The sequence below is a fragment of the Streptomyces sp. NPDC040610 genome (genome assembly GCF_055594065.1).
This window is the reverse complement of record NZ_JBVIXA010000006.1, coordinates 205,839-229,671: the sequence shown is the minus strand read 5'-3', so window position 1 is coordinate 229,671 and position 23,833 is coordinate 205,839. Positions and strand designations below refer to the sequence as shown.

General features: G+C 72.7%; 20 protein-coding genes. 17 read left to right on the top strand and 3 right to left on the bottom strand.

Translation table 11 applies throughout. The features are described from left to right. The first annotated feature begins 60 nt into the window (after positions 1-60). The 4 genes from argH to ACZ6AA_RS22425 all read left to right on the top strand — a co-directional run bounded on the left by argH (position 61) and on the right by ACZ6AA_RS22425 (position 4,841). Positions 61-1,512: an argininosuccinate lyase gene (gene argH, locus ACZ6AA_RS22440; protein WP_471459592.1), complete on the top strand. Its 1,452-nt coding sequence runs from the start codon at positions 61-63 to the stop codon at positions 1,510-1,512. Positions 1,513-1,646: 134 nt separating this feature from the next. Further along, complete coding sequence (locus ACZ6AA_RS22435) at positions 1,647-2,615, top strand: aldo/keto reductase (protein ID WP_468480696.1); 969 nt, start codon at positions 1,647-1,649, stop codon at positions 2,613-2,615. A gap of 133 nt (positions 2,616-2,748) precedes the next feature. Further along, complete coding sequence (locus ACZ6AA_RS22430) at positions 2,749-3,300, top strand: TetR/AcrR family transcriptional regulator (RefSeq protein WP_468453144.1); 552 nt, start codon at positions 2,749-2,751, stop codon at positions 3,298-3,300. After that, positions 3,297-4,841: an MFS transporter gene (locus tag ACZ6AA_RS22425; protein WP_468453146.1), complete on the top strand. Its 1,545-nt coding sequence runs from the start codon at positions 3,297-3,299 to the stop codon at positions 4,839-4,841. The genes ACZ6AA_RS22430 and ACZ6AA_RS22425 overlap by 4 nt, the downstream gene beginning before the upstream one ends. 74 nt (positions 4,842-4,915) lie before the next feature. Here the strand turns inward: ACZ6AA_RS22425 and ACZ6AA_RS22420 are convergent, their stop codons facing one another. Continuing rightward, positions 4,916-5,587 (bottom strand): lysophospholipid acyltransferase family protein, encoded by a 672-nt coding sequence (locus ACZ6AA_RS22420; protein ID WP_234310970.1) that lies wholly within the window; start codon positions 5,585-5,587, stop codon positions 4,916-4,918. A 423-nt stretch (positions 5,588-6,010) separates the two neighbouring features. Here ACZ6AA_RS22420 and ACZ6AA_RS22415 point away from each other — a divergent pair, with 423 nt between their 5' ends. The 3 genes from ACZ6AA_RS22415 (at position 6,011) to ACZ6AA_RS22405 (ending at position 8,388) form a co-directional block, all read left to right on the top strand. Next, positions 6,011-7,192: a glycerophosphodiester phosphodiesterase gene (locus tag ACZ6AA_RS22415; protein ID WP_468453148.1), complete on the top strand. Its 1,182-nt coding sequence runs from the start codon at positions 6,011-6,013 to the stop codon at positions 7,190-7,192. Between the two features lie 94 nt (positions 7,193-7,286). Beyond that, positions 7,287-7,844, top strand: coding sequence for an RNA polymerase sigma factor (locus tag ACZ6AA_RS22410; protein ID WP_468453150.1), 558 nt, complete (start codon positions 7,287-7,289; stop codon positions 7,842-7,844). 40 nt (positions 7,845-7,884) lie between these two features. Then, positions 7,885-8,388 carry a GNAT family N-acetyltransferase gene (locus ACZ6AA_RS22405; protein ID WP_468453152.1) on the top strand — a complete coding sequence of 168 codons (504 nt, stop codon included), beginning with the start codon at positions 7,885-7,887 and terminating at the stop codon, positions 8,386-8,388. Here the strand turns inward: ACZ6AA_RS22405 and ACZ6AA_RS22400 are convergent. After that, the gene (locus ACZ6AA_RS22400; RefSeq protein WP_468453496.1) at positions 8,385-8,852 is read right to left on the bottom strand and encodes a hypothetical protein; all 468 of its coding nucleotides are present in this window, start codon (positions 8,850-8,852) and stop codon (positions 8,385-8,387) included. The two genes, ACZ6AA_RS22405 and ACZ6AA_RS22400, sit on opposite strands and share 4 nt — an antisense overlap. Before the next feature lie 7 nt (positions 8,853-8,859). After that, positions 8,860-9,219, bottom strand: coding sequence for a hypothetical protein (locus tag ACZ6AA_RS22395; protein WP_468453154.1), 360 nt, complete (start codon positions 9,217-9,219; stop codon positions 8,860-8,862). A gap of 89 nt (positions 9,220-9,308) precedes the next feature. Here ACZ6AA_RS22395 and ACZ6AA_RS22390 point away from each other — a divergent pair, with 89 nt between their 5' ends. The 10 genes from ACZ6AA_RS22390 to ACZ6AA_RS22345 all read left to right on the top strand — a co-directional run bounded on the left by ACZ6AA_RS22390 (position 9,309) and on the right by ACZ6AA_RS22345 (position 23,808). Further along, entirely contained in the window at positions 9,309-9,956 is a 648-nt protein-coding gene (locus tag ACZ6AA_RS22390) for an HAD family hydrolase (RefSeq protein WP_468453156.1), read from the top strand. A gap of 417 nt (positions 9,957-10,373) precedes the next feature. Then, a complete protein-coding gene (locus ACZ6AA_RS22385) occupies positions 10,374-11,444 on the top strand; it encodes a methionine ABC transporter ATP-binding protein (protein WP_468453158.1) in 1,071 nt (356 codons plus the stop codon). Then, positions 11,441-12,238: a methionine ABC transporter permease gene (locus ACZ6AA_RS22380; protein ID WP_468480700.1), complete on the top strand. Its 798-nt coding sequence runs from the start codon at positions 11,441-11,443 to the stop codon at positions 12,236-12,238. Before ACZ6AA_RS22385 ends, ACZ6AA_RS22380 begins: the two co-directional genes overlap by 4 nt. Positions 12,239-12,358: 120 nt before the next feature. Beyond that, entirely contained in the window at positions 12,359-13,192 is an 834-nt protein-coding gene (locus ACZ6AA_RS22375; protein WP_471459588.1) for a MetQ/NlpA family ABC transporter substrate-binding protein, read from the top strand. 1 nt (position 13,193) lies between these two features. Then, entirely contained in the window at positions 13,194-14,021 is an 828-nt protein-coding gene (locus ACZ6AA_RS22370; protein WP_471459586.1) for a MetQ/NlpA family ABC transporter substrate-binding protein, read from the top strand. 131 nt (positions 14,022-14,152) lie between these two features. Continuing rightward, a complete protein-coding gene (locus tag ACZ6AA_RS22365) occupies positions 14,153-14,803 on the top strand; it encodes a GNAT family N-acetyltransferase (RefSeq protein WP_468453166.1) in 651 nt (216 codons plus the stop codon). Between the two features lie 191 nt (positions 14,804-14,994). Further along, positions 14,995-16,224 (top strand): precorrin-6y C5,15-methyltransferase (decarboxylating) subunit CbiE, encoded by a 1,230-nt coding sequence (cbiE, locus tag ACZ6AA_RS22360; protein ID WP_468453168.1) that lies wholly within the window; start codon positions 14,995-14,997, stop codon positions 16,222-16,224. Positions 16,225-16,544: 320 nt separating this feature from the next. After that, on the top strand, positions 16,545-21,389 hold the full coding sequence (gene cobT, locus ACZ6AA_RS22355) for a nicotinate-nucleotide--dimethylbenzimidazole phosphoribosyltransferase (protein ID WP_471459584.1): 4,845 nt from the start codon (positions 16,545-16,547) through the stop codon (positions 21,387-21,389). Positions 21,390-21,641: 252 nt separating this feature from the next. Continuing rightward, on the top strand, positions 21,642-22,877 hold the full coding sequence (gene cobA, locus ACZ6AA_RS22350) for a uroporphyrinogen-III C-methyltransferase (protein WP_471459582.1): 1,236 nt from the start codon (positions 21,642-21,644) through the stop codon (positions 22,875-22,877). A gap of 112 nt (positions 22,878-22,989) precedes the next feature. Continuing rightward, entirely contained in the window at positions 22,990-23,808 is an 819-nt protein-coding gene (locus ACZ6AA_RS22345) for a TrmH family RNA methyltransferase (protein ID WP_468453174.1), read from the top strand. Positions 23,809-23,833 lie beyond the last annotated feature (25 nt).

Genomic DNA, 23,833 nt, shown 5'->3' with positions numbered 1-23,833 from the left:
GAAGGGGCGGGGCGGGGGAGAAGGATTCCCGTCCCGCCACTCGCACATCAAGGAGCAACCGTGAGCAGCAACACCGGCGAAGTCCGCCTCTGGGGCGGCAGGTTCGCCGACGGCCCCGCTGAAGCGCTGGCGCAACTGTCGGCCTCGGTGCACTTCGACTGGCGCCTCGCGCCGTACGACATCGCCGGATCCCGCGCCCACGCGCGCGTGCTGCACAAGGCGGGCCTGCTCACCGCGGACGAGCTGACGCGCATGCTGGCCGGGCTCGACCAGCTCCAAGCCGACGTCGCCGACGGCTCCTTCGTCGGGACCGTCGCCGACGAGGACGTGCACACCGCCCTGGAGCGCGGCCTCCTGGAGCGGCTCGGCCCGGACCTCGGCGGCAAGCTGCGCGCCGGACGGTCCCGCAACGACCAGGTGGCGACGCTCTTCAAGATGTACCTGCGCGACCACGCCCGGATCATCGGCGGCCTGGTCGCCGAGCTCCAGGAGGCCCTGATCGGCCTCGCGGAGGCGCACCCGGACGTCGCCATGCCGGGCCGTACCCACCTCCAGCACGCCCAGCCGGTGCTCTTCGCCCACCATGTGCTCGCGCACGTCCAGTCCCTCTCGCGGGACGCCGAGCGGCTGCGCCAGTGGGACACGCGGACGGCCGTCTCGCCGTACGGCTCCGGGGCGCTCGCGGGTTCGTCGCTCGGCCTCGACCCGCAGGCCGTGGCCAAGGACCTCGGCTTCGAGCACGGCTCGGCCGCCAACTCCATCGACGGCACGGCCTCGCGGGACTTCGTGGCCGAGTTCGCCTTCATCACGGCGATGATCGGGGTGAACCTCTCCCGGATCGCCGAAGAGGTCATCATCTGGAACACGAAGGAGTTCTCCTTCGTCACCCTCCACGACGCGTTCTCGACCGGCTCGTCGATCATGCCGCAGAAGAAGAACCCGGACATCGCGGAGCTGGCGCGCGGCAAGTCCGGCCGCCTCATCGGCAACCTGACCGGCCTGATGGCGACCCTGAAGGCGCTGCCGCTCGCGTACAACCGCGACCTCCAGGAGGACAAGGAGCCCGTCTTCGACTCCTGCGACCAGCTGGAGGTCCTGCTGCCCGCCTTCACCGGCATGATGGCGACGCTCACGGTCCACCGCGAGCGCATGGAGGAGCTGGCCCCGGCCGGTTTCTCGCTCGCCACGGACATCGCCGAGTGGCTGGTCAAGCAGGGCGTGCCGTTCCGGGTCGCGCACGAGGTCGCGGGCGAGTGCGTCAAGGAGTGCGAGGCCGCGGGCATCGAACTCGACCAGCTGACCGACGAGCAGTTCGCGAAGATCAGCCCGCACCTGACCCCCGAGGTCCGCACCGTCCTGAACGTCCAGGGTGCGCTGGCGTCCCGCGACGGCCGGGGCGGCACGGCACCGTCGGCGGTGGCGGCACAGCTGGCCGAGATCAAGGCGGACGTGGCGGCACAGAGCGCCTGGGCGACCGCGCGGACGAGCAAAGTGAGCCCGTCCGGCGTTTGAGGACGAGACCGAAGGCCGATGCGGCGGGGTCCCCAGGGCCCGCCCCGGCCCCGACGGGCATCGAGGGATACGTTGAAGGGGGTACGCGTCCGGCGTGCCCCCTTGCCGCCTCCCCCGAAAAGCGTGGAGCCCCGATGCCCTTCGCCCGCCTGACCGCAGCGACCACGCCGACCGCCCACCTCGGCCTCGGCCTCGCAGCCGTCGGCAGGCCCGGCTACATCACGCTGGGCCGCGAGGACGACCTGCCCGCGCGCAGCGTCGAGGCCCTGCGCGAGCGCGCCTTCGAACTCCTCGACGCCGCCTACGCGCTCGGCGTGCGCTACCTCGACGTGGCCCGCTCCTACGGCCGCTCCGAGGAGTTCCTGGCCGACTGGCTGCGCGCCCGCCCCGACGTCCGGGACGTCGTCGTGGGCAGCAAGTGGGGCTACACGTACACCGCCGACTGGCGCACCGACGCCGACGCGCACGAGGTCAAGGACCACAGCGTCGCCGCGTACGACCGCCAGCGCGCCGAGACCGCCGACCTCCTCGGTGACCGGCTCGACCTCTACCAGATCCACTCCGTGACCCCGGAGAGCCCCGCCCTCACCGACAGGGAACTGCACGCCCGCCTCGCGGACCTGGCCGCGAGCGGCGTCACCGTCGGCCTCTCCGTGAGCGGCCCCGAGCAGGCGGCCGCGATCCGCGCCGCCGCCGAGGTCACCGTGGGCGGCGAGCGGCTGTTCCAGACGGTCCAGGCGACGTACAACGCCCTGGAGACCTCGGCCGGACCCGCGCTCGCCGAGGCCCACGACGCGGGTCTGACCGTCCTGGTCAAGGAGGGCATGGCCAACGGGCGCCTGGCCGGACCGCGGGCGCCGGCGGCCCTGCGCGCCGCCGCCGAGGCCACCGGCCTGGGCTGCGACGCGGTCGCCCTCGCCCTGGTCCTGCGCCAACCCTGGGCGGGCGTGGTCCTCTCCGGCGCCGCCACCTCCGTCCAGCTCGTGTCGAACCTGCACGCGACGGCCGTCGACCTGGACGCGGAGCACCTGGAACGCCTGGCGGACCTCGCGGAGGAGCCCGCCGCGTACTGGGGCACGCGGGCCGCACTGCCCTGGCACTGAGGCACGGCCGAGTCACCGAGAGCCCCGAGCCACCGCGCCCTCTTAACCCCCCGCGAGTCACCCACACCCCGTTCCGTGAGCGCCGTATGCCTCTGGTGAGACAAATTTGTCTCATGTGGTCTATGGTTGTCTCATGTCAGTCGACCGCGACCAGGTGCTGCGCAGCGCCGCCGCACAGCTCACCCGCAAGGGCTCCTCGACCCTGGACGAGGTGGCCAGGGCCTCCGGCATCAGCCGTGCCACCCTGCACCGGCACTTCGCCGGGCGCGACGCGCTCATCCGCGCCCTCGAGGAGCTGGGCCTCCAGGAGTGCGAGCTGGCCCTCGAAGCCGCACGGCTCGGCGAGGACAGCGCGCAGGACGCGCTGCGGCGCCTGATCAAGGAGATCGAACCCGCCGCCGGTCTGCTCGCCTTCCTCGTCACCGAGAACCAGCTGTTCGAGGGCGAGGACCGGCACGAGGGCTGGTCCCGGATCGACGACCGGATGGCGGAGCTGTTCCGGCGCGGCCAGGAGAGCGGGGAGTTCCGCATCGACCTGAGCACTGCCTGGCTCACCGAGGCCCTCTACGGCCTGATCGGCTCCGCCGCCTGGGCCGTGCTCGACGGCCGCGTCGCGGCCAAGGACTTCTCATACCTGATCGCCGAACTGCTGATCGGCGGCGCACAACGGAGAGTGGAATCATGACAAGCACCGAACAGCGCGTACGGCCCGCGGAGGTGGAGCGGCACCCCGGCCGCTGGCTCGCTCTCGCCGTGCTCGCGCTGGCCGTGCTGCTCGTCGCTGTGGACGCGACCGTCCTCGGTCTCGCGACGCCGTACATCAGCGAGGACCTGAAGCCGTCCGGCAACCAGCTGCTGTGGATCGGCGACGTCTATTCGTTCGTGATCGCGGGCCTGCTGGTGTCCATGGGCAGCCTCGGCGACCGCATCGGCCGCAAGAAGCTGCTGCTCACGGGCGCTGTCGCGTTCGGCGCGGTGTCCGTGCTCAACTCGTACGCCACGACGCCGGAGTTGATGATCCTGGCGCGGGCCCTGCTCGGTGTCGCGGGCGCGACCCTGATGCCGTCCACGCTGGCGCTGATCCGGAACATCTTCCACGACCCGCGCGAGCGCAGCATCGCCGTCGGCGTGTGGGGCGCGATGGCGGCGGCGGGCGCGGCGGTCGGCCCCGTCGTCGGCGGCTTCCTGCTCGAACACTTCTGGTGGGGCTCGGTCTTCCTGATCAACCTGCCGGTGATGGCGGTCCTCGTCCTCGTCGGCATCAAGCTGCTGCCCGAGTCCAAGAACCCGGCGCCGGGCCCCTGGGACCTGATCAGCGTCGCCCTGTCGCTCATCGGCATGATCGGCATCGTGTACGCGATCAAGGAAGCCGCGGCTCACGGCCTGAGCTGGGGCGTCGCGGCCTCCGGCGCCATCGGTGTGGCGTCCCTGGTGTGGTTCGTACGCCGCCAGCTCACGCTGCCCGCGCCGCTCCTGGACATGCGCCTGTTCCGCAACCGCGGCTTCTCGGCGGCCGTCATGGCGGACCTGCTGACCATCCTCGGCCTGTCCGGCCTGATCTTCTTCCTCTCCCAGTTCCTCCAGCTCGTCCAGGGCAGGCAGCCGTTCGAGGCGGGCCTCGCGGAGCTGCCCGCGGCGGTGGGCGCGGTGACGGCGGGCCTGATCGCGGGCACCGTGGCACGGCGGTACTCGGTGCGCGCCGTGGTCGCGGGCGGACTCGCGGCGGTGGGCCTCGCGCTCGCCGCGCTGACCGTGCTGAGCCAGTCGACCGGCTATCCGCTGCTCGGCGCGGCGCTCCTGGTCGTCGGCGTCGGCGCCGGCTTCTCCTTCACGGTGACCGCCGACGTGATCCTCTCCAGCGTGCCGAAGGAGCAGGCGGGCGCTGCGTCCGCGGTCTCCGAGACGGCGTACGAACTGGGCGCGGCCCTCGGCATCGCCCTGCTCGGTTCCATCGTGACCGGTGTGTACCGCGACTTCACCGCCCCGGCCGGCACCCCGGCCGACGCCGCCTCTGCGGCCCACGACTCCCTCGGCGGCGCCGTCGAGGCGGGCTCCGGCCTGCCCGCGCGCACCGCCGAGCCCTTGATCGCGGCGGCCCAGGACGCCTTCGTGGACGGCTTGCGCCTGGCCGCGGGCATCGGCGCGGCGGTCCTGCTGGCCACGGCGGTCGCAGCGTGGTTCCTGCTCAAGGGCCAGAAGCTGGAGGGCGGGGTGGAGCACCCGTAGTCCGCTGTGACGGGACATCGAAAGGGCCGCACCCCTGCAGCGGGGTGCGGCCCTTTCGGGTAAGTCTCGTACAGTCAGGCTGCCTTGGCCTTGGTGGCGTACATGTCCACGTACTCCTGGCCCGACAGCAGCATGACCTCCGTCATCACGGAGTCCGTCACCGCGCGCAGAACGTACCGGTCCCGGTCCATGCCGTCGTACCGCGAGAACTCCATCGCCTCGCCGAAGCGGACGGTCACCTTGCCCGGGTGGGGCAGGCCCTTGCCGCCGGGCTGCAGCTTGTCCGTACCGATCATCGCGAACGGCACCACCGGGGCGCCCGTCATCAGGGTCAGCCGCGCGATGCCGGTGCGGCCGCGGTAGAGGCGGCCGTCGGGGGAGCGGGTGCCCTCCGGGTAGATGCCGAAGATCTTGCCCTCGTCCAGGACGCGCTTGCCGGTCATCAGCGCGGCGACGCCGCCCCGGCCGCCGTCACGCGCCACCGGGATCATGCCGACGCCGGTGAAGAACCAGGCCATCAGGCGGCCCTTGAAACCCTTCCCGGTGACGTACTCGTCCTTGCCGATGAAGAAGACGGGCCGGTCGCACACCAGGGGCAGGATCATCGAGTCGATGAACGTCAGGTGGTTTCCGGCCAGAATGACGGGACCGGTCCCGGGGATGTTCTCGGCGCCTTCCACCCGTGGACGGAACATCAGGCGCAGGAACGGTCCGAGCACTGCCTTGATGAGCGCTAGACGGGACAACGGGTCCTCCGGTGTCAACGGGTCGACGACGAGTCTGTGCAGGTGAGGACCATACTCGCGGGTCCCCGTTGATTGCACATCGGGTTCATGTGCCCGATACGCAGAGTTGACCTGATTTTGCCTGCAGTTGCCCCCGCGAGAACCCCACCGTGACGACGGTAGCGCTGTGCGAACTGCGTGGCTTGTCCGAGTGGTGCTTCTCACGCGCGACGCATCTCACGGCCTGAACTGTTCCGGCGCCCGCGAGCCCGGGCGCACGCGCCGGTCGCCCCCGCCGGGTGCCCCACGAGCCCTACTCGACACCCGGCGTCAGCCACCCGTTCGGCCCCCGGTCTCCCACCCGTCACGCAACGCCACCTACGATCGGTGCCGCTTTGTCAGGTGCAAGGCGCTACACGGCGGTACACAGGGAGGGAGCGCTCAATGGCGACGCAGGAATCGGGGCGGCGGGAGTCGGGGACGAGCCCGGGGCGGCGCGCGGTGCTCGGAGCCGCGGTGCTCGGGGCGGGCACGGCCGTCGTCGGCGCGCCCGGCGTGGCGAGAGCCGACGCACGCCACGGCCACGGCGGCCACGGGGGCGGCGGCTACCGCGACCTGCCGGTGCCGACCGTGGTTGCGCACCGCGGCACCAGCGGCTACCGGCCCGAGCACACGCTCGGCTCGTACCAACTCGCCCTGGACATGGGCGCGCACGTCATCGAGCAGGACGTGGTGCCCACCAAGGACGGCCATCTCGTATGCCGTCACGAGAACGACATCACCGGTACGACGGACGTCGCCGCGCACCCCGAGTTCGCGGGCCGCAAGACCACCAAGTCCGTCGACGGCGTCTCGCTCACCGGCTGGTTCACCGAGGACTTCACGCTCGCCGAGCTGAAGACGCTGCGCGCCAAGGAGCGCATCCCCGGCACCCGCCAGCGCAACACCCTCTACGACGGCCGCTGGGACGTCCCCACCCTCGAAGAGGTCTTTCGCTGGGCGGAGAAGGAGGGCCGCAAGCGCGGGGAGCGCGTCTGGCTGCACATCGAGACCAAGCACCCCACGTACTTCCGCAAGCTGGGCCTCGGCCTCGAGGAGCCGCTCGCCAAGCTGCTGCGCCGCTACAACCGCCACCGCAGGAACTCCCCGAACTTCCTGCAGTCCTTCGAGCCGAGCAGCATCCAGCGGCTGCGCAAGCTCGTGGACGCGCCCGGCGTGGTCCTGCTCTCCACGGCCTCGTCCCGCCCGTGGGACTTCGTGGAGGCGGGCGACCCGCGCACCGTCGCCGACCTCATCAAGCCCGAGGGCCTGAAGTGGATCGCCACGTACGCCAAGGGCATCGGCCCGACGCTCGACCTGGTCATCCCCAAGGGCCCCGACGGCAGGCTCCTGGAGCCGACCACCCTGGTCCGCGACGCGCACGCCGAGGACCTGGTCCTGCACCCGTACACGATGCGCAACGAGAACACCTTCCTGCCCGCCGACTTCAAGAAGGGCACGGACCCCAACGCGTACGGCGACGCCTTCGGCGCGTTCAAGACGTACTTCGCCACCGGCATCGACGGGATCTTCTCCGACAACCCGGACACCGCACTGCTCGCCGCCGCGGACTTCGACGACGACTGACGGGCCTCGTCAACGACGGCGCATGAAGCCCCGGTTGGGGTGAGGCGCGGCCGTTCCGGAAACCGATAACCGGAATGGCCGCGTCCCCGTCGGCATGACCCCTACGCCCCCGTCGGCCCCGTCCCCGTCCGCACGGCCGTCGCTCTCGTACGACCTGGTCACCACCCTGCGCCCGCTGCTCGCCGCCGAGGCATCGGCCGAGGCGCACGGCTGCGCCGCCGACCCCGGCGACATCGAGCAGGCCGTCTGGCTGCGCCTGCTCGAACACCTGGACGCCGGGGGGCCGCCCGCCGACCCCGCCGCCTGGCTGCGCGCCGCCGTCCGCGACGAGGCGCACCGCACCCGCAGCACCGCCCGCAGGGAGCGGCCCTACGCCGGTGAGCCCGCCGACCCGCGCGGCGGCCCCGAACAGCGGCTGCTGGTGGCCGACCGGCACCGCACCCTGTACGCCGCCGTCCGGAAACTGCCCGGACGCTGTCCCCGTCTCATGGCTGCACTTCTGTCGCCGAAGGACCTGACTTACCGCGAAATCGCAGGGGAGTTGGGAATGTCACAAGGATCTTTGGGGCCGGAACGTTCCCGATGCCTGGGATGCCTGCGCAGAATGCTCGCGCAGGAGGTTGCGACTCCGGACCCATGGGGAAAGGAGTGAAGGACAACCGGCGGAGCAGGTGAGCGGGAGGCATGCACACATGGGCATGAGCGTGACCATCTCGGAGGCGTCCGACACGGACGCCGAACAGATCCTCAAACTGCAGTACCTCTGCTACCAGAGCGAGGCCGAGCTGTACGGCGACTACTCCATCGAGCCGCTGACGCAGACCCTCGACTCCCTCAAGGCCGAGCTGGCCGCGGGCAGCGTCCTGGTGGCGCGGCTCGGCACCGAGGTCGTGGCGTCCGTGCGGGGCACGGTCGACACGGCGGCCACGGCCCGCATCGGCAAGCTCATCGTGCACCCGCGGATGCAGCGGCACGGCCTGGGCGGCCGCCTCCTCGACGCCATCGAGCGCCGGCTCGCCGAGGGCGGCGTCGCCAAGCGCTTCGAGCTGTTCAGCGGCCACCGAAGCGAGAGCAACCTCCAGCTCTACCGCAAGCACGGCTACGCGCCGGTGAGCACGCGGCGCGTGGACGAGCGGCTGACGGTGGTGACCCTCTCCAAGGACGCCGAGGCCAAGGCGTACGTGGCGAGCGCCTAGGCCCCGGAGGGCTCGGCGGGGCGGGTGTGCTCGCGGGACTTGCGCAGCCAGAACACCGCGGTCACCGGCAGCAGCACGGGAATGAACAGATAGCCCATGCCGAAGTCCGACCAGACCGTGGCGTCCGGGAACGCGGACGGCTCCGCGAGGGTCCAGGCCCCGACGGCGAGCACACCGGCCAGCTCGGCGGCGCAGCACACCAGCGCCGCCTTGCGGGCCGTCTCCCCGCCGCGTACGAGCGAGTACGTGATGAAGCCGTAGACGACACCGGCGAGCGCCGACAGCGTGTACGCGAGCGGGGCCTTGTGGAAGTCCGTCGAGATCTGGACCGCCGAGCGCGACACGGCGCCCACGACCATCACGCCGTACAGCCACACCAGCAGGATGCCGGGGCCGGTGATCAGCTTCTGCCGCCCCGGCTTCCGCTGCTTCTGCTGCCGCGCGCGGGGCTCGTCGTCCGTCACCGCCACCTCAGCCTCCCCAGATGTCGTAGAGCCGCACTTCCAGCACGGCGAGGACCACGCCGCCCGCGGCGACCGTCACCGAGCCCCAGCGGGTGCGCTCGGCGAGCGACATGAAGCCCGCCGCGGGAACGCACGCGAACGAGCCGATCAGATAGGCCACGAAGATCGTCGTGCCCTGCTCGGGGTCCTCGCCCCGCGCCAGCTGCACGACACCGACGATCAGCTGGACCAGCGTCAGCAGGGTGACCACACCCATGCCGATGAAGTGCCAGTCCTTCGTCGGCTGGTCCCGGTAGGCGGCGAAGCCGCACCAGGCCGCGAGCGCGAGCGCGGCCACGGAGGTCGCGACGGTCAGGGCAACAAGCATGCCGAGACCCTATTACGGGCCAAAAGGCCCGGAGCCCTCGGCCCCGGCGGCCCGGGATCCGCCGGTGGCCCCCGCGTAGGGTCGAACGCATGAAGATCCAGGCTGAAGCGCTCCTGTTCGACAACGACGGCACCCTCATCTCCTCGATGGAGTCCGTCCGCCGCTGCTGGACGCGCTGGGCGGGGGAGTACGGCATCACCGCCGAGGACTTCGCCAGGGTCGAGCTGCACGGCCGCCCCGCCGTCGAGATCGTCGCCGACCTGCTGCCCGCCGAGCGGGTCGCCGAGGCCGTGGCCCGGATCGACGAGCTGGAGGTGTCCGACGTCGCGGGCGGCGTGCACGCCCTGCCCGGCACCCTCGACCTGCTCGCCGCGCTGCCGCCCGAGCGCTGGGCCGTCGTCACCTCCGCGACCCGCCGCCTGGCCGAGGCCCGGCTCGCCGAGGTCGGCATCCGCCCCAAGACGCTGATAGCCGCCGACGACATCACCCGCGGCAAGCCCGACCCCGAGCCCTTCCTGCTCGCGGCCCGGGTGCTCGGCGTGGACCCGGCGCGCTGCGTGGTCTTCGAGGACGCCCCCGCGGGTCTCACCGCGGGCCGGGCCGCCGGGATGACCACCGTGGCGTTGACCACAACGCACCAGGTGGCGGAGCTGTCCGCCGATGTCGTCGTCGAGGATCTCGCCGCGGTGTCCGTGCAGGCCACGGCGGGTGGCGTGGAGATCGTCACCGGCGTCTGAGCGCGGTGCCGGATGGGGCGGGCCGTCTCGCCTGTTGCCCAAAGTTTGTCCGCTATTCGGACAGCGGTGGCGGGGCGCGCCCGCACGCGTGTTTTACTGGTCCGCATGACCACGACGAGCAGCCGCACCCTTGCGACCGAGGCGATCACGACGCCCGGTGCTCGTTGTATGTGTCGAATGTGCGCCTTCTGAGGGCCCCCGCACCACTGAGAGCCTCGCGCCCCGAAGCGAAGCCGCTGTGCCGCGCCACTGCCCCACGTACGGACCCCTAGGAGTCACGTACACGGACAGGGAGCGAGCCGGCCCCGCGCACACGTCCTCCGGTTCCATCGCCACCGCGAGAACCGTGCCGCGTTCCGAACGAATGCCCCGTGCCCGGCGTCACCGCGCCGCGCACTCGACAGTGACGGAAACCCAGTGATCACCACTTCCGGCCTGACCAAGGTCTACCGCTCACGCGGTCGTGAAGTAACCGCCATCGACGGAGTCGATCTCCATGTGCGCGAAGGCGAGGTGTACGGCGTCATCGGCCAGTCCGGTGCCGGTAAATCCTCGTTGATCCGCTGCGTGAACCTCCTGGAGCGCCCCACCTCCGGCACCGTGACCGTGGACGGCCAGGACCTCACCGCGCTCGCGGGCCGCGGCCCGCGCGCCGGCAAGGAACTACGCGCCGCCCGCAACCGCATCGGCATGGTCTTCCAGCACTTCAACCTGCTGTCCTCGCGCACGGTCCAGGCGAACATCGAGCTGCCGCTCGAAATCCTCGGCCTGTCCGGCAAGGAGCGCTCCCGCAAGGCGCTCGAACTCCTGGACCTGGTCGGCCTCGCCGACAAGGCCAAGGCCTACCCGGCGCAGCTCTCCGGCGGCCAGAAGCAGCGTGTCGGTATCGCCCGCGCCCTGGCGGGCGAGCCGAAGGTGCTGCTCTCCGACGAGGCCACCAGCGCCCTCGACCCGGAGACCACCCGCTCCATCCTCCAGCTCCTGCGCGACCTCAACCAGCAGCTCGGCCTGACCGTCCTGCTGATCACGCACGAGATGGAGGTCGTGAAGACGGTCTGCGACTCGGCCGCCCTGATGGAGCGGGGCCGGATCATCGAGTCCGGCACCGTCAACGAACTCCTCGCCACGCCGGGCTCGCAGCTCGCCGCCGCGCTCTTCCCCGTCAGCGGCGACGCCACCGGCGCCGACCGCACCGTCGTCGACGTGACGTTCCACGGCGAGGCCGCCACCCAGCCGGTCATCTCCCAGCTGTCGCGCACGTACAACATCGACATCTCGATCCTCGGCGCCGCGATGGACACCGTCGCGGGCAAGCAGGTCGGCCGGATGCGCATCGAGCTGCCGGGCCGCTTCGAGGAGAACGTCGTCCCGATCGGCTTCCTGCGCGAGCAGGGCCTCCAGGTCGACGTCGCCGACGCGCCCGCCGGGTTCCTGGCGCAGGACGTGCCCGCGACCGCCGCCACGCTGGTGAAGGAAGGTGCCAAGTGACCTGGTCGGAGATGCAGCCCCTGCTGGAGCAGGCCTGTTGGGACACCCTCTACATGGTCGGCTGGTCGGCGCTCATCGCCGTCGCCGTCGGCCTGCCGCTCGGCATCCTGCTGGTCCTCACCGACCGCGGCGGGCTGCTGCAGAACACATTCGTGAACAAGGTGATCGGGCAGGTCGTCAACATCGGCCGCTCGATGCCGTTCATCATCCTCATGGTCGCCCTGATGGGCTTCACGCGCTCCATCGTCGGCACCTCCATCGGCCGTGACGCGGCGATCGTGCCGCTCGCGATCAGCGCCATCCCGTTCTTCGCGCGCCTGGTCGAGACGGCCGTCCGCGAGGTCGACCACGGCCTGGTCGAGGCCGTGCAGTCGATGGGCGGCAACACCTGGACCGTGGTCCGCAAGGTCCTCGTACCCGAGTCGCTTCCGTCGCTGATCTCCAGCGCCACCACGACCGTCGTCGCCCTCATCGGCTACTCGGCGATCACCGGCACCGTCGGCGCGGGCGGCCTCGGCGACCTCGCGGTCCGCTACGGCTACCAGCGCTTCGAGACCGAGCTGATGTGGATCACCGTCGGCGTCCTCGCCGTGGTCATCTCGATCATCCAGTTCGTCGGCGACTACGCCGCGCGCAGCCTGCACCGGCGCGGCGGCCACTCGGGGGCCGCGCCGCGGCTGAAGTTCCTGAGCGGCAAGGCGCCCGCGGCCGCCACGGCGGCGACGGCGCGGTCCGCCGAGCCGGTCGCCACCGCGGACGCCGAGTCGGACCGCGAGCCGGTGAAGGTCTCCTGAGGCCTCTCAGTCCCCTCAGCCCGCTCAGTCCTCTGAGTCCCCTCAGTCCCCTGAGTTCACCCAGCACCACCCCGCACCACCACCGCGGGGGTGTACCACCCATGGAGAAAGGCACTTTTCGTGCGTAACACCACCAAGATCACCGCTGCTGTCCTCGCCGCCGGAGCCCTCACTCTCGGCCTCACCGCCTGCGGCTCCGAGAAGGGGTCCGCGGGCGACAAGGACGGCCCGCTGGTCGTCGCCGCCACCCCCACGCCGCAGGGCGCGATCCTCGACTACGTCAAGAAGAACCTGGCGAAGAAGGCGGGCCTGGACCTGGAGGTGAAGGAGTTCACCGACTACGTCACGCCCAACACCGCCGTGCAGCAGGGCGAGGTCTTCGCGAACTACTTCCAGCACAAGCCGTACCTGGACGACTTCAACAAGAAGAACAAGACGGACATCGTCCCCGTCCCGGGCGCGACGGTTCACCTGGAGCCGCTGGGCGTCTACTCCAAGAAGATCAAGAAGCTCGACGACCTCAAGAAGGGCGCGACGGTCGCCGTCCCGAACGACACCACGAACGAGGCCCGCGCCCTCAAGCTCCTCGCCGACAACGGCGTCCTCAAGCTCAAGGCGGGCGTCGGCTTCGCGGCCACCCCCAAGGACGTCGTGTCGAACCCGCTGAACCTCAAGTTCAAGGAGCTGGAGGCGGCCCAGCTGCCGCGCTCCATCGACGACGTCGACGCCGCGGTGATCAACGGCAACTACGCGCTCGAGGCCGACCTCAGCCCCGCCAAGGACGCCCTCGTCGCCGAGAAGGCCAAGGGCAACCCGTACGGCAACTTCCTCGCCGTCAAGAAGGGCGACGAGAACGACCCGCGCGTGAAGAAGCTCGCCAAGCTCCTCACCTCGCCCGAGGTCAAGAAGTTCATCGACGACAAGTACGACGGCTCCATCGTCGCGGCCTTCTGACATGCACCGGCCCGTCATCGCCGCCGCGGCCGGGGCCCTGGCCCTGTCCCTCGGCCTGACCGCCTGCGGCTCGGGCTCCGGCTCCGACGGCGACAAGCTCGTCGTCGGGGCCACCCCGACCCCGGCCGGTGAAGTCCTCGCGTACATCCAGCAGAACCTGGCGAAGAAGGCGGACCTCGACCTGGAGGTGAAGGAGTTCACGGACTACGTGACCCCCAACACCGCGCTCCAGGAGGGCTCCCTCGACGCCAACCTCTACCAGCACACCCCGTACCTCGACGACTTCAACAAGTCCAAGAAGACGGACCTGGTGCCGGTGACCGAGGTGTACCTGCCGCCCATGGGGGTGTACGCCGACGGCGGCAAGAAGCTGAAGGACGTGACGGAGCTGCGCTCCGGCGCGACCGTCGCCGTGCCCAACGACACCACCAACGAGGGCCGGGCGCTCCAACTGCTCGCCTCCAAGGGCGTCATCGAGCTCAAGAAGGGCGCGGGCGCGAACGCCACCCCCGAGGACATCGCGGCCAACCCGAAGAAGCTCACCATCAAGGCCCTGGAGCCCGCGCAGCTGCCGCGCTCCCTCAAGGACGTCGACGCGGCCGTCATCAACAACAACTACGCGCTCGACGCGGGCCTGAGCCCCAAGAAGGACGCCGTCCTCCTGGAGTCCGCGAAGGACAACCCGTACAACAACGTGCTCGCCGTCAAGAAGGGCGACGAGGACGACCCGAAGGTCAAGAAGCTGGCCGAGCTGCTGACTTCGCCCGAGGTCAAGAAGTTCATCGAGGACAAGTACAAGGGGTCGGTGCTGCCGGTCACGGCGGGCTGACGCACACCCGTGCCCTGTCCCCACCCACGGGGTCCGCTCCGCCCGGCGGAGCGGACCCCGTGGTGCGTCCGCGCGCCGCCATGCTGCATGCTGGGCACTTCGGCAGGCCCATGAAGCTTACGGAGCGGCGCATGACTACAGCCTCGGGGTTCCCCGACATCTCCATCAGCACGGAGCGGTTGGTGCTGCGCCCGTTCGAGGAAGCGGACATCGCGGCGTACGCGGAGATGATGAACGACGAGCTCGTCACCGCCTGGACCGCCGCGCCCCAGCCGTACACCGAGGCCGACGCCCGCGCCTACATCACCGAGGTCGCCCCCGCCGAGCGCGCCGAGGGCCGCGGCATCGTCCTCGCCGTGACCGAGTTCCTCACCCAGCGCCTGGTCGGGTCCGTGCGGCTGCGCCACACCGACTGGCGGGTGCGCTCCAGCGAACTGAGCTATGTGACCGCGCCCTGGGCCCGCGGCGAGGGCTATGCCTCCGAGGCCGCGCTCGCCACCGCCCAGTGGCTCTTCCACGACCAGAAGTTCGAGCGCATCGAACTGCGTACGGCCGCCGACAACACCGCCGCCCAGCAGGTGGCCCAGAAGATCGGATGCATCAGCGAGGGCGTCCTGCGCGGCGCGTGGATAGCACGTGTCAGAAACGGCGGCGACCCCCTGGGCGGCTGGATCGACCTGCGCACCGACCTCATCGTCTGGAGCCTCCTCCCCGAGGACCTGGAGGGCGTCTCGGACCAGCTGACGGAGAGCGGCTTCACGTCGTTCTCGGACTGGAACTGACGCTGGCGGGGGCGCCCTGACCGGCGTTCACGGCCCTGCGGGCCTCGCCCTCAAGCGTCGGACGGGCTTCATCCTTCCGCCCGGACCACTGCCGCGCCGCCCTTGCCCGGCAGGGCACCAGGTACGCTCCCTCCTGGCCGCACGCGGCGGCCCCGCACCGTACGACCCGAGACTCCAGGAGACACACGACCATGGCCGACCGGGTCACGGTGATCGGCTGGGACGGCTCGCCGCTGACCGCCGCGGCACGCTCCGCCCTGAGCGCCGCGACCCTCGTCGCAGGCGCGGCCCACCACCTCGCCCTGCCCGAGGTCCCGCCCACCGCCGAGCGCGTCCGCCTGGGCAGCGTCGGCCTCGCGGCCCGCCGCATCGCCGCCCACCGCGGCACCGCGGTCGTCCTCGCGGACGGCGACCCCGGTTTCTTCGGCGTCGTACGCACCCTGCGCGCCCCCGAATTCGGCCTCGAGGTCGAGGTCGTGCCCGCCGTCTCCGCCGTCGCCCAGGCCTTCGCCCGGGCCGGGATGCCCTGGGACGACGCCGCGATCGTGGTCGCCCACCGCCGCACCCTGCGCCGCGCCGTGAACGTCTGCCGCGCCCACAGCAAGGTCGCCGTGCTCACCTCGCCCGGCGCGGGCCCCGCCGAACTGGGCCTGCTCCTCGAAGGCGTCCACCGCACCTTCGTGATCTGCGAGGAACTCGGCACCGAGCGCGAGCAGGTCACCGTCGTCACCTCCGACAAGGCCGCCGACCACTCCTGGCGCGACCCGAACGTCGTCATCGTCATCGGCGGCCCCGGTGGCACCGGCGGCCCCGTCGTCCACGACACCGGCTGGATCGCGGGCCGCGAACCGGGGACGGAGCCGCGCGGCTGGGCGCTGCCCGCGGCGAGCTACGGCGGCGAGCAGGAACTCGGCGAGGGCGAGAGCGACCGCATCCGCGCCGCCCAACTCGCCCGCCTCGGCCCCCGCGTGGGCGACCTCGTCTGGGACATCGGCTGCGGCACCGGCGCCTTCGCCGCGGAGGCGGCCCGCTTCGGCGCCGCCGTCATCGCCGTCGACCGCGACGCGGACTCCTGCGCCCGCACCACCGCCGTCGTACGCCGCTACGGAGTGCACGCCCAGATCGTGCACGGCACCGCGCCGCACGTCCTGGAGGACCTGCCCGAGCCCGACGTCGTGCGCGTCGGCGGCGGGGGAGTGGCCGTGGTGTCCGCCGTCGCCGACCGCCGCCCCGAGCGCATCGTCACGCACGCCGCGACCCGCGACGACGCCGAACTCCTCGGCCGGGACCTGACGGAGCACGGCTACGCGGTGGAGTGCGCGCTCCTGCAGTCCGTCGAACTCGACACCCGCGCCTGGACGGAGCGGAAGCGGACCGTCGTCTTCCTGGTCTCCGCACTCCTTCTCGACCGAACCCCGTGACCCTGGCGACCCCCTCGCGGCGCCGTGCGCGGTAGGCTGGCCGATCGTTGTACCGCACCTGGGCGCCCGGCGATTCGTAGGTCTGTGTCCGTCAAAGTCCGGAAAGCTCGCCCGTTTTGGGGGGTGCGTGTGGTACGGCGGACCGCGGGGCGCGCGACGTGGCGCAGTCCACAGCGGACCGTGGCCGATCAAGCTGCCACGGCGGCGGTGCTACCGCGACAATGCCTGTGGACCGTACGCGATGCGTGCCGCGCGGCACGTGCGCTCGTTGTTGATGACGGGCGGTCAAAGAAGGACTAACCGATGGGCGAGGGGTACGCATGACCGACACCGGCCAGGTCCCGGGTGAGGGACTGCCGGAGAGCGCAGGCAGGGTGGAGCAGCCGGGCGTGCAGGCCCCGGCGGCGTACACCTTCGCCGACCCCTCCGAGAACCCCGCCGAGGACGACGACCTGCTGCTGATGCCGGGTGCCCAGGGCGCGTGGAGCGAGGCACAGACCGCGCAGCCGGGCGGGCAGCCGGGGACGGTCCAGGGCGTGCCCGCGCAGCCCGGGTCCGGGGACCAGCAGGCCGCCGCCCAGCCGTACGCCGACGCGACCGCCGGTCAGGCGTACGCGGGCCAGGCCGCCGTCGGCCAGGCCGTGGCCGCCGACGCGCAGAGCGGCCAGAACGGCCTCGCGGGCACCGGCCGTCCGGCCTTCGCCCACCAGCCCGGACCGCACGAGACGTCGGGCCGGGACAGCGGTTCCGTCGACCTCACCGGCGTCCCCCTGCACGCCTCCCACGGCGCCGCCCCCGCCGCGCAGCACAGCCCCACCCGGCGCCCGCTGCACCGCGGCCCGGCCGCGCCCGCCGTGCCCGACGGCGCCGGGAGCCCCGTGCGCTCGCTGGCCGATCGTGGCCCCGCGGGCGGCACGCCGCACCCCATGCCCGTCCGGCACGCGGGCCCGCCGACCGCGGGCCCCGAATACCTCGACATCCCGCGTGACGACGCGGGCGCGCTGGCCGGGCCGCAGCTCGGCGAGATCCCGCCGCAGGCGGCCGCACCGTGGACACCGCAGCCGCAGAACCCCCAGGGGGCGGCAGCAGAAACGGTCGTCCCAGTGGGCGCGGGGGTCACGGGGGTCACGGGGGTCTCCGTGGTCACGGGGGACTCGGGTGTCGCTGAGGGCTCCGGTGTCGCTGGGAACTCCGGTGCCGCAGGGAACTCCGGTGTCGCTGGGACCTCTGGCGTCGCGGGGCACTCGGGCGTCGCTGGGAACTCCGGTGCCACAGACGTCACAGCTGTATCCGGTGGGCACGGCGTCGCTCCGGTTCCGGCCGACGCGTCGGTGGCGGGTGACGGGGGTGGGCCGATGGACGGCCTGGTTCCGATGGACAGCGCGGTGCCGGTGGATGGGTCGGGGCCGATAAGTGGCTCTGTTCCGGTGAGTGGGGCTGTTCCGGTTGGTGGTGCTGCTCCGGTGAGTGGGGCCGTGCCGGTCGGTGGCGCTGCTCCGGTCAGTGGTTCCGTTCCGGTGGACGGCGGAGCTCCGGTGGGCGGCGTTCCCGTGGACGGCAGCGTGCCGGTGGGCGGTGTCCCCGTGGGCGGTGCCGCTTCGGTGGGCGGTGCGGTCCAGGTGGACGGTGCGGTTCCGGGGGACGGCTTGGTTCCGCTGGACGGCACGGTCCCCGTGGACGGCGTCGCGCAGCCGGGTGGCCCTGTCGTGGCCGACAACTCCGTTCCGGGGGACAGCTCTGCCCCGGCCGACGACTCCGTCCCGGCGGCGGGCGGCCCCGCCCCGGTCGATGGCTCCGCCCCGGCCGACGGTCCGGCGGCACCCGCGGGCCCCGAAGCGAGCGCCGACCAGACGGCGTCCGCCGACCCCGCGACGGCCGACGGTCCGGCGCAGGCCGGGGCCCCGGTCGACCCGGCAGGCCCCACGGACACCTCGACCCCCGCGCCCGCCCCGCACGCCCCCGGCGTGATGGAGGCATCGGGTGCACCCGACGCGGGCGGCGCCCCGCACGCGACCCCGGCAGCGCAGGTCGCCGCCGAGGCGCACGCCGCGCAGTCGGCGCACGCTCCGGGCGCCACACCCGCACCCGGCACCCCGGGCGTACCGTCGCCCGCCGCGCACACCGCGGACGCGGCCACGCACGTCTCGACGCCCGCGCCCGCGACCACGCCTGCCCCGGCCGCAGCGGAAGCCGTCGCCGCCGAAGCCGTCGCCGCAGCCCCGGTCGGCCCCGCCGCGCCCACGCCCGCCCCCGCGGACGCCCCGGTCCCGGGCGACGGCACCGTCGACGCCCCGGCCGCCTCGGTGGCCCCGGCCGAGCCGATGCCCTCGACCGAGCCGACACCTCCGTCCGTGCCCCCGGCCGAGCCACATACCGGAGCGGATGCGTCCGGCATCGGCAGCGCAGCTCAGGACGCCGTGGCGACCCCCTCCGCCCCGGAGTCCCCGACCGCACCCGAAGGTCCCGAGCTCCTGATCGCACCCGCCCCCGCGTCCGCCGCGCCCCCGCTCCCGCAGGCCGCACCCTCGGGGGAAGCCCCCGCACCCGGAGCCCACCCGGGCGCCCCGACCCCCGTCGGCACCCTCGGCTCGCCCGGCTCGCCCGCGCAGGAGCAGCTCGGCGCCGCCCCGCACGCCCCGGCCCCGCACGCTGCCGTCGCCCCGCAGGCGCCCGATGCCGCGCAGCCGTGGCCGGACGCGCACGCCGGGCAGGGGCCCCACATCGCCGGGGCCACCTGGATGCCGGACGGCGACGGCTCCGGGCAGCCGTTCGTCGAGGTCCAAGAGGCCGCGCCCATCGGCCAGTTCGTGCCGGTCGACGGCCAGGTGCCGACCACCCCGCACCTCGCGCCGACCCCGCCGCGCCCCCTCTCCGTACCGCCGGAGTACTTCGCGCCGCAGCCGTCGGACGAGACCGGCGGCCACGACGCGCCCGCCCCCGCGGACATCACCCCGGAGCAGGCCGACACCACCCCGGGCGCCGAGCCGGAAGCGGAACCCGTACCCGGCACGCCCCACGAGACCGGGCAGCAGCCCGCAGCCACCGTGCCCGCACCCCGCGACGGAGCCCGGCCCACCGCCGAGCCCGCCGGGACGGCGGCACCCGCACCCGTCGACGCGGCGGAGGACGGCACCCCCTTCCCGTCCGCCCCGGAGACGACCGACCCCGACGAGCCGATGCACGCACCTCACCCGGCCGGACCGACCGACCCCGCAAGCCACCCCGAGCAGCCCGCTCCGGCCACCCCGGCAGACCAGGCCGTTCTGGTCGACGCCGACGCGCCCGAGGACCTGTCCACCCCCGCCGACCAGGCGGGCCAGGAAGGCTCCCCGCAGCCCCTGCTGCTCACCGAAGGCCCGGAAGACGCCGACGGCACCGACGGCGACCCCGACCTCGCCGAACCCCTGGCCCCCGCCGCCGACACCGCGGTGGAGCCGCCCGCGCCGGGCTACGCCGACGCCGAACGCGAGGCCGTGCTGCGCGTCATGCGCGAGCGCCGCGACATCCGCAACGGCTTCCGTGGCGACCCCATCCCGCACGAGGTGCTGCTCCGCGTCCTGGAGGCCGCGCACACGGCCCCGTCGGTCGGCCACTCCCAGCCCTGGGACTTCGTCGTCATCAAGTCCGCCGAGACCCGGCGCACCATGCACGAACTGGCCCAGCGCCAGCGTGAGGCGTACGCGAAGTCCCTGCCCAAGGGCCGCGCCAAGCAGTTCAAGGAACTGAAGATCGAGGCCATCCTCGACACCCCGGTGAACATCGTCGTCACCGCCGACCCCACCCGCGGCGGCCGCCACACCCTCGGCCGGCACACTCAGCCGCAGATGGCCCCGTACTCCTCGGCGCTCGCCGTCGAGAACCTGTGGCTCGCCGCCCGCGCCGAAGGCCTCGGCGTCGGCTGGGTCAGCTTCTTCGACGAGCGCGAGATGGTCCGCGCGCTCGGCCTGCCGGAGCACCTGGAGGTCGTCGCGTACCTGTGTGTCGGGTACGTCGACGAGTTCCCGGAGGAGCCGGAGCTGATGCAGGCGGGCTGGTCCAAGCGGCGCCCGCTGTCCTGGGTCGTGCACGAGGAGACGTACGGCCGCCGCGCACTGCCCGGCGAGGACCCGCACGACCTGCTCGCCGAGACCGTCGGCAACATCCGCCCGCTGGACGCCAAGGCGCTCGGCGAGGCGTGGGAACGCCAGAAACGCATGACGAAGCCCGCGGGCGCCCTGGGCATGCTGGAGATCATCTCCGCGCAGCTCAGCGGCCTGTCCCGGATGTGCCCGCCGCCGATCCCCGAGCCCGCGGCCGTCGCGATCTTCGCGGGCGACCACGGCGTGCACGCCCAGGGCGTCACGTCCTGGCCCCAGGAAGTGACCGCCCAGATGGTCGCCAACTTCCTCGGCGGCGGTGCCGTCTGCAACGCCTTCGCCAACCAGGTCGGCGCCGAGGTCTGCGTCATCGACGTGGGCGTCGCCAGCGAACTGCCCGCAACGCCTGGCCTGCTGCCGCGCAAGATCCGCGCCGGTACGGCCGACATGACCACCGGCCCCGCGCTCTCCCGCGAGGAGGTCAAGGCCGCCATCGAGGTGGGCATCGAGACGGCCCGCGACCTGGTCGCGGCAGGCAACAAGGCCCTGCTCACCGGCGAGATGGGCATCGCGAACACCACCGCGTCCGCCGCCCTGATCTCGGTCTACACCGACACCGACCCCGCCGAGGTCACCGGCCGCGGCACGGGCATCAACGACGAGATGCACGCCCGCAAGGTCGAGGTCGTCCGCCGCGCCCTCGACCTGCACCAACCGGACCCGGCCGACCCCATCGGCGTCCTCGCGGCCATCGGCGGCCTCGAACACGCGGCGATGGTGGGCCTCCTCCTCGGCGGCGCCTCCCTGCGCACCCCCGTCATCCTCGACGGCGTCAGCGCGGGCGCGGCGGCCCTGGTCGCCCGCGCCATCGCCCCCGAGGTCCTCGCGGCCTGCATCGCGGGCCACCGCAGCGCCGAACCGGGCCACGTGGCCGCCCTCAACAAGCTCGGCCTGCGCCCCCTGGTCGACCTGGACCTCCGCCTCGGCGAAGGCACCGGCGCGCTCCTCGCGCTGCCGGTGGTGCAGAGTGCCGCGAGGGCGATGCACGAGGTGGCGACGTTCGACTCGGCGGGCGTGACGGAGAAGTAGTCCCGCCCCTTCCCGAACCCGGGGGCTGCCGCCCCCGGCCCCCCGCTGATCGGCGCTCCGCGCCTCGTCCTCAAACGCCGGACGGGCTAAAGACCTTGCTACACCGGCGACATATATAGCCCCTCCGGCGTTTGAGGAGCGGGGGTCTGGGGGCGGAGCCCCCAGTTTCGGGAAGGGGTGGGATTGGGGAGCCCCCGGCAAGGCCCCCCACCCCCCGAGCCCCCACCCCCGCCCCAAGGAAAGGCGCACCCCATGGTCCCCGCACACCCCGCCTACCCCGTAGGCCTCCGCCTCACCGGCCGCCGCGTAGTCGTCCTGGGCGGCGGCCAGGTGGCCCAGCGCCGCCTCCCGGCCCTGATCGCGGCGGGCGCCGACCTCCTCCTCGTATCGCCGGAGGCAACCCCCTCGGTCGAGGCGATGGCCGACACGGGCGAGATCACCTGGGAGCGCAGGGCCTACGCGGACGGCGACCTCGCCGACGCCTGGTACGCCCTGATCGCCACCAGCGACCCCGCCGCCAACGCCGCCGCGTCCGAAGAGGCCGACCGCCACCGCGTCTGGTGCGTACGCTCCGACGACGCCGACGCGGCGACGGCCTGGACCCCGGCCACCGGCCACAGCGAGGGCGTCACCGTGGCCGTCCTCACCACCGAGGCCAAGGGCCGCGACCCGCGCCGCACGGCCGCCATCCGCGACGCGGTGGTGGAAGGCCTGCGCGACGGCACCCTCGTCGCCCCGCACCACCGCACCCGCACCCCCGGCGTGGCCCTCGTCGGCGGCGGCCCCGGCGACCCGGACCTGATCACGGTCCGCGGCCGCCGCCTGCTCGCCGAGGCCGACGTCGTCATCGCCGACCGGCTCGGCCCGCGCGACCTCCTCGACGAACTTCCGCCGCACGTCGAGGTGATCGACGCGGCGAAGATCCCGTACGGCCGCTTCATGGCGCAGGAGGCCATCAACAACGCCCTGATCGAGCACGCGAAGCAGGGCAAGGCGGTGGTGCGCCTCAAGGGCGGCGACCCCTTCGTCTTCGGCCGCGGCATGGAGGAGGCCCAGGCGCTCGCCGAGGCCGGCATCCCCTGCACGGTCGTACCGGGCATCTCCAGCTCGATCTCGGTGCCGGGCGCGGCGGGCATCCCCGTGACCCACCGGGGCGTGGCCCATGAGTTCACCGTGGTCAGCGGCCATGTGGCCCCCGACGACGAGCGGTCCCTCGTCGACTGGGCGGCACTCGCGAGGCTCCGCGGCACCCTGGTGATCCTGATGGGCGTCGACAAGATCGGTCGCATCGCCGAGACCCTCACCGCCCACGGCAAGCCGCAGGACACCCCGGTCGCCCTGATCCAGGAGGGCACGACGGCGGCCCAGCGCCGCGTCGACGCCACCCTCGCGACGGTCGCCGAGGCGGTGCACACCCACGAGGTGCGGCCCCCCGCGGTCATCGTGATCGGCGAGGTGGCCGCGCTCAACCCCGCCCCGCCCGCCTGACCGAGGTCCGGTCCCGGACCTCCGACCACCCCGACCGCACCAACGTAACCACCGGTAACGGAACTGGTTCCCAGCCGTTGGCACCTCACCCCGGACAAGGCAGTATCACCCTGTGGCCGATCTCCTCACCATCGAAGATCCCGACGACCCCCGCCTGCGCGACTACACGGGCCTGACCGACGTCGAGCTGCGCCGCAAGCGCGAGCCCGCCGAGGGCCTGTTCATCGCCGAGGGCGAGAAGGTGATCCGGCGCGCCAAGCTCGCGGGCTACGAGATGCGCTCGATGCTGCTCTCCGCCAAGTGGGTCGACGTCATGCGCGACGTCATCGACGAGGTCCCGGCGCCCGTGTACGCGGTCAGCCCCGACCTCGCCGAGCGGGTCACCGGCTACCACGTGCACCGCGGCGCCCTCGCCTCCATGCAGCGCAAGCCGCTGCCCACGGCCGAGGAACTCCTCCGGTCGCACCGCCGCGTGGTGGTGATGGAGGCGGTGAACGACCACACGAACATCGGCGCGATCTTCCGCTCCGCCGCCGCCCTCGGCATGGACGCGGTCCTGCTCTCACCGGACTGCGCCGACCCGCTCTACCGCCGCTCGGTGAAGGTCTCCATGGGGGCGGTCTTCTCCGTGCCGTACGCTCGCCTCGACTCCTGGCCCAAGGGCCTCGAAGGCGTCCGGGAGGCGGGCTTCAACCTGCTCGCCCTCACCCCGGACGAGAAGGCGAAGACCCTCGACGAGGCGGCGCCCCACCGCATGGACCGGGTCGCGCTGATGCTCGGCGCGGAGGGCGACGGCCTGTCCAGGCAGGCCCTGGTCGCCGCCGACGAATGGGTCCGCATCCCGATGGCGCACGGCGTGGACTCGCTCAACGTGGGCGCGGCGGCTGCGGTCGCCTTCTACGCGGTGGCGACGGGACGCCCGGGGGCCTGAGCCCCCACGGGGAAGGGACGGTACG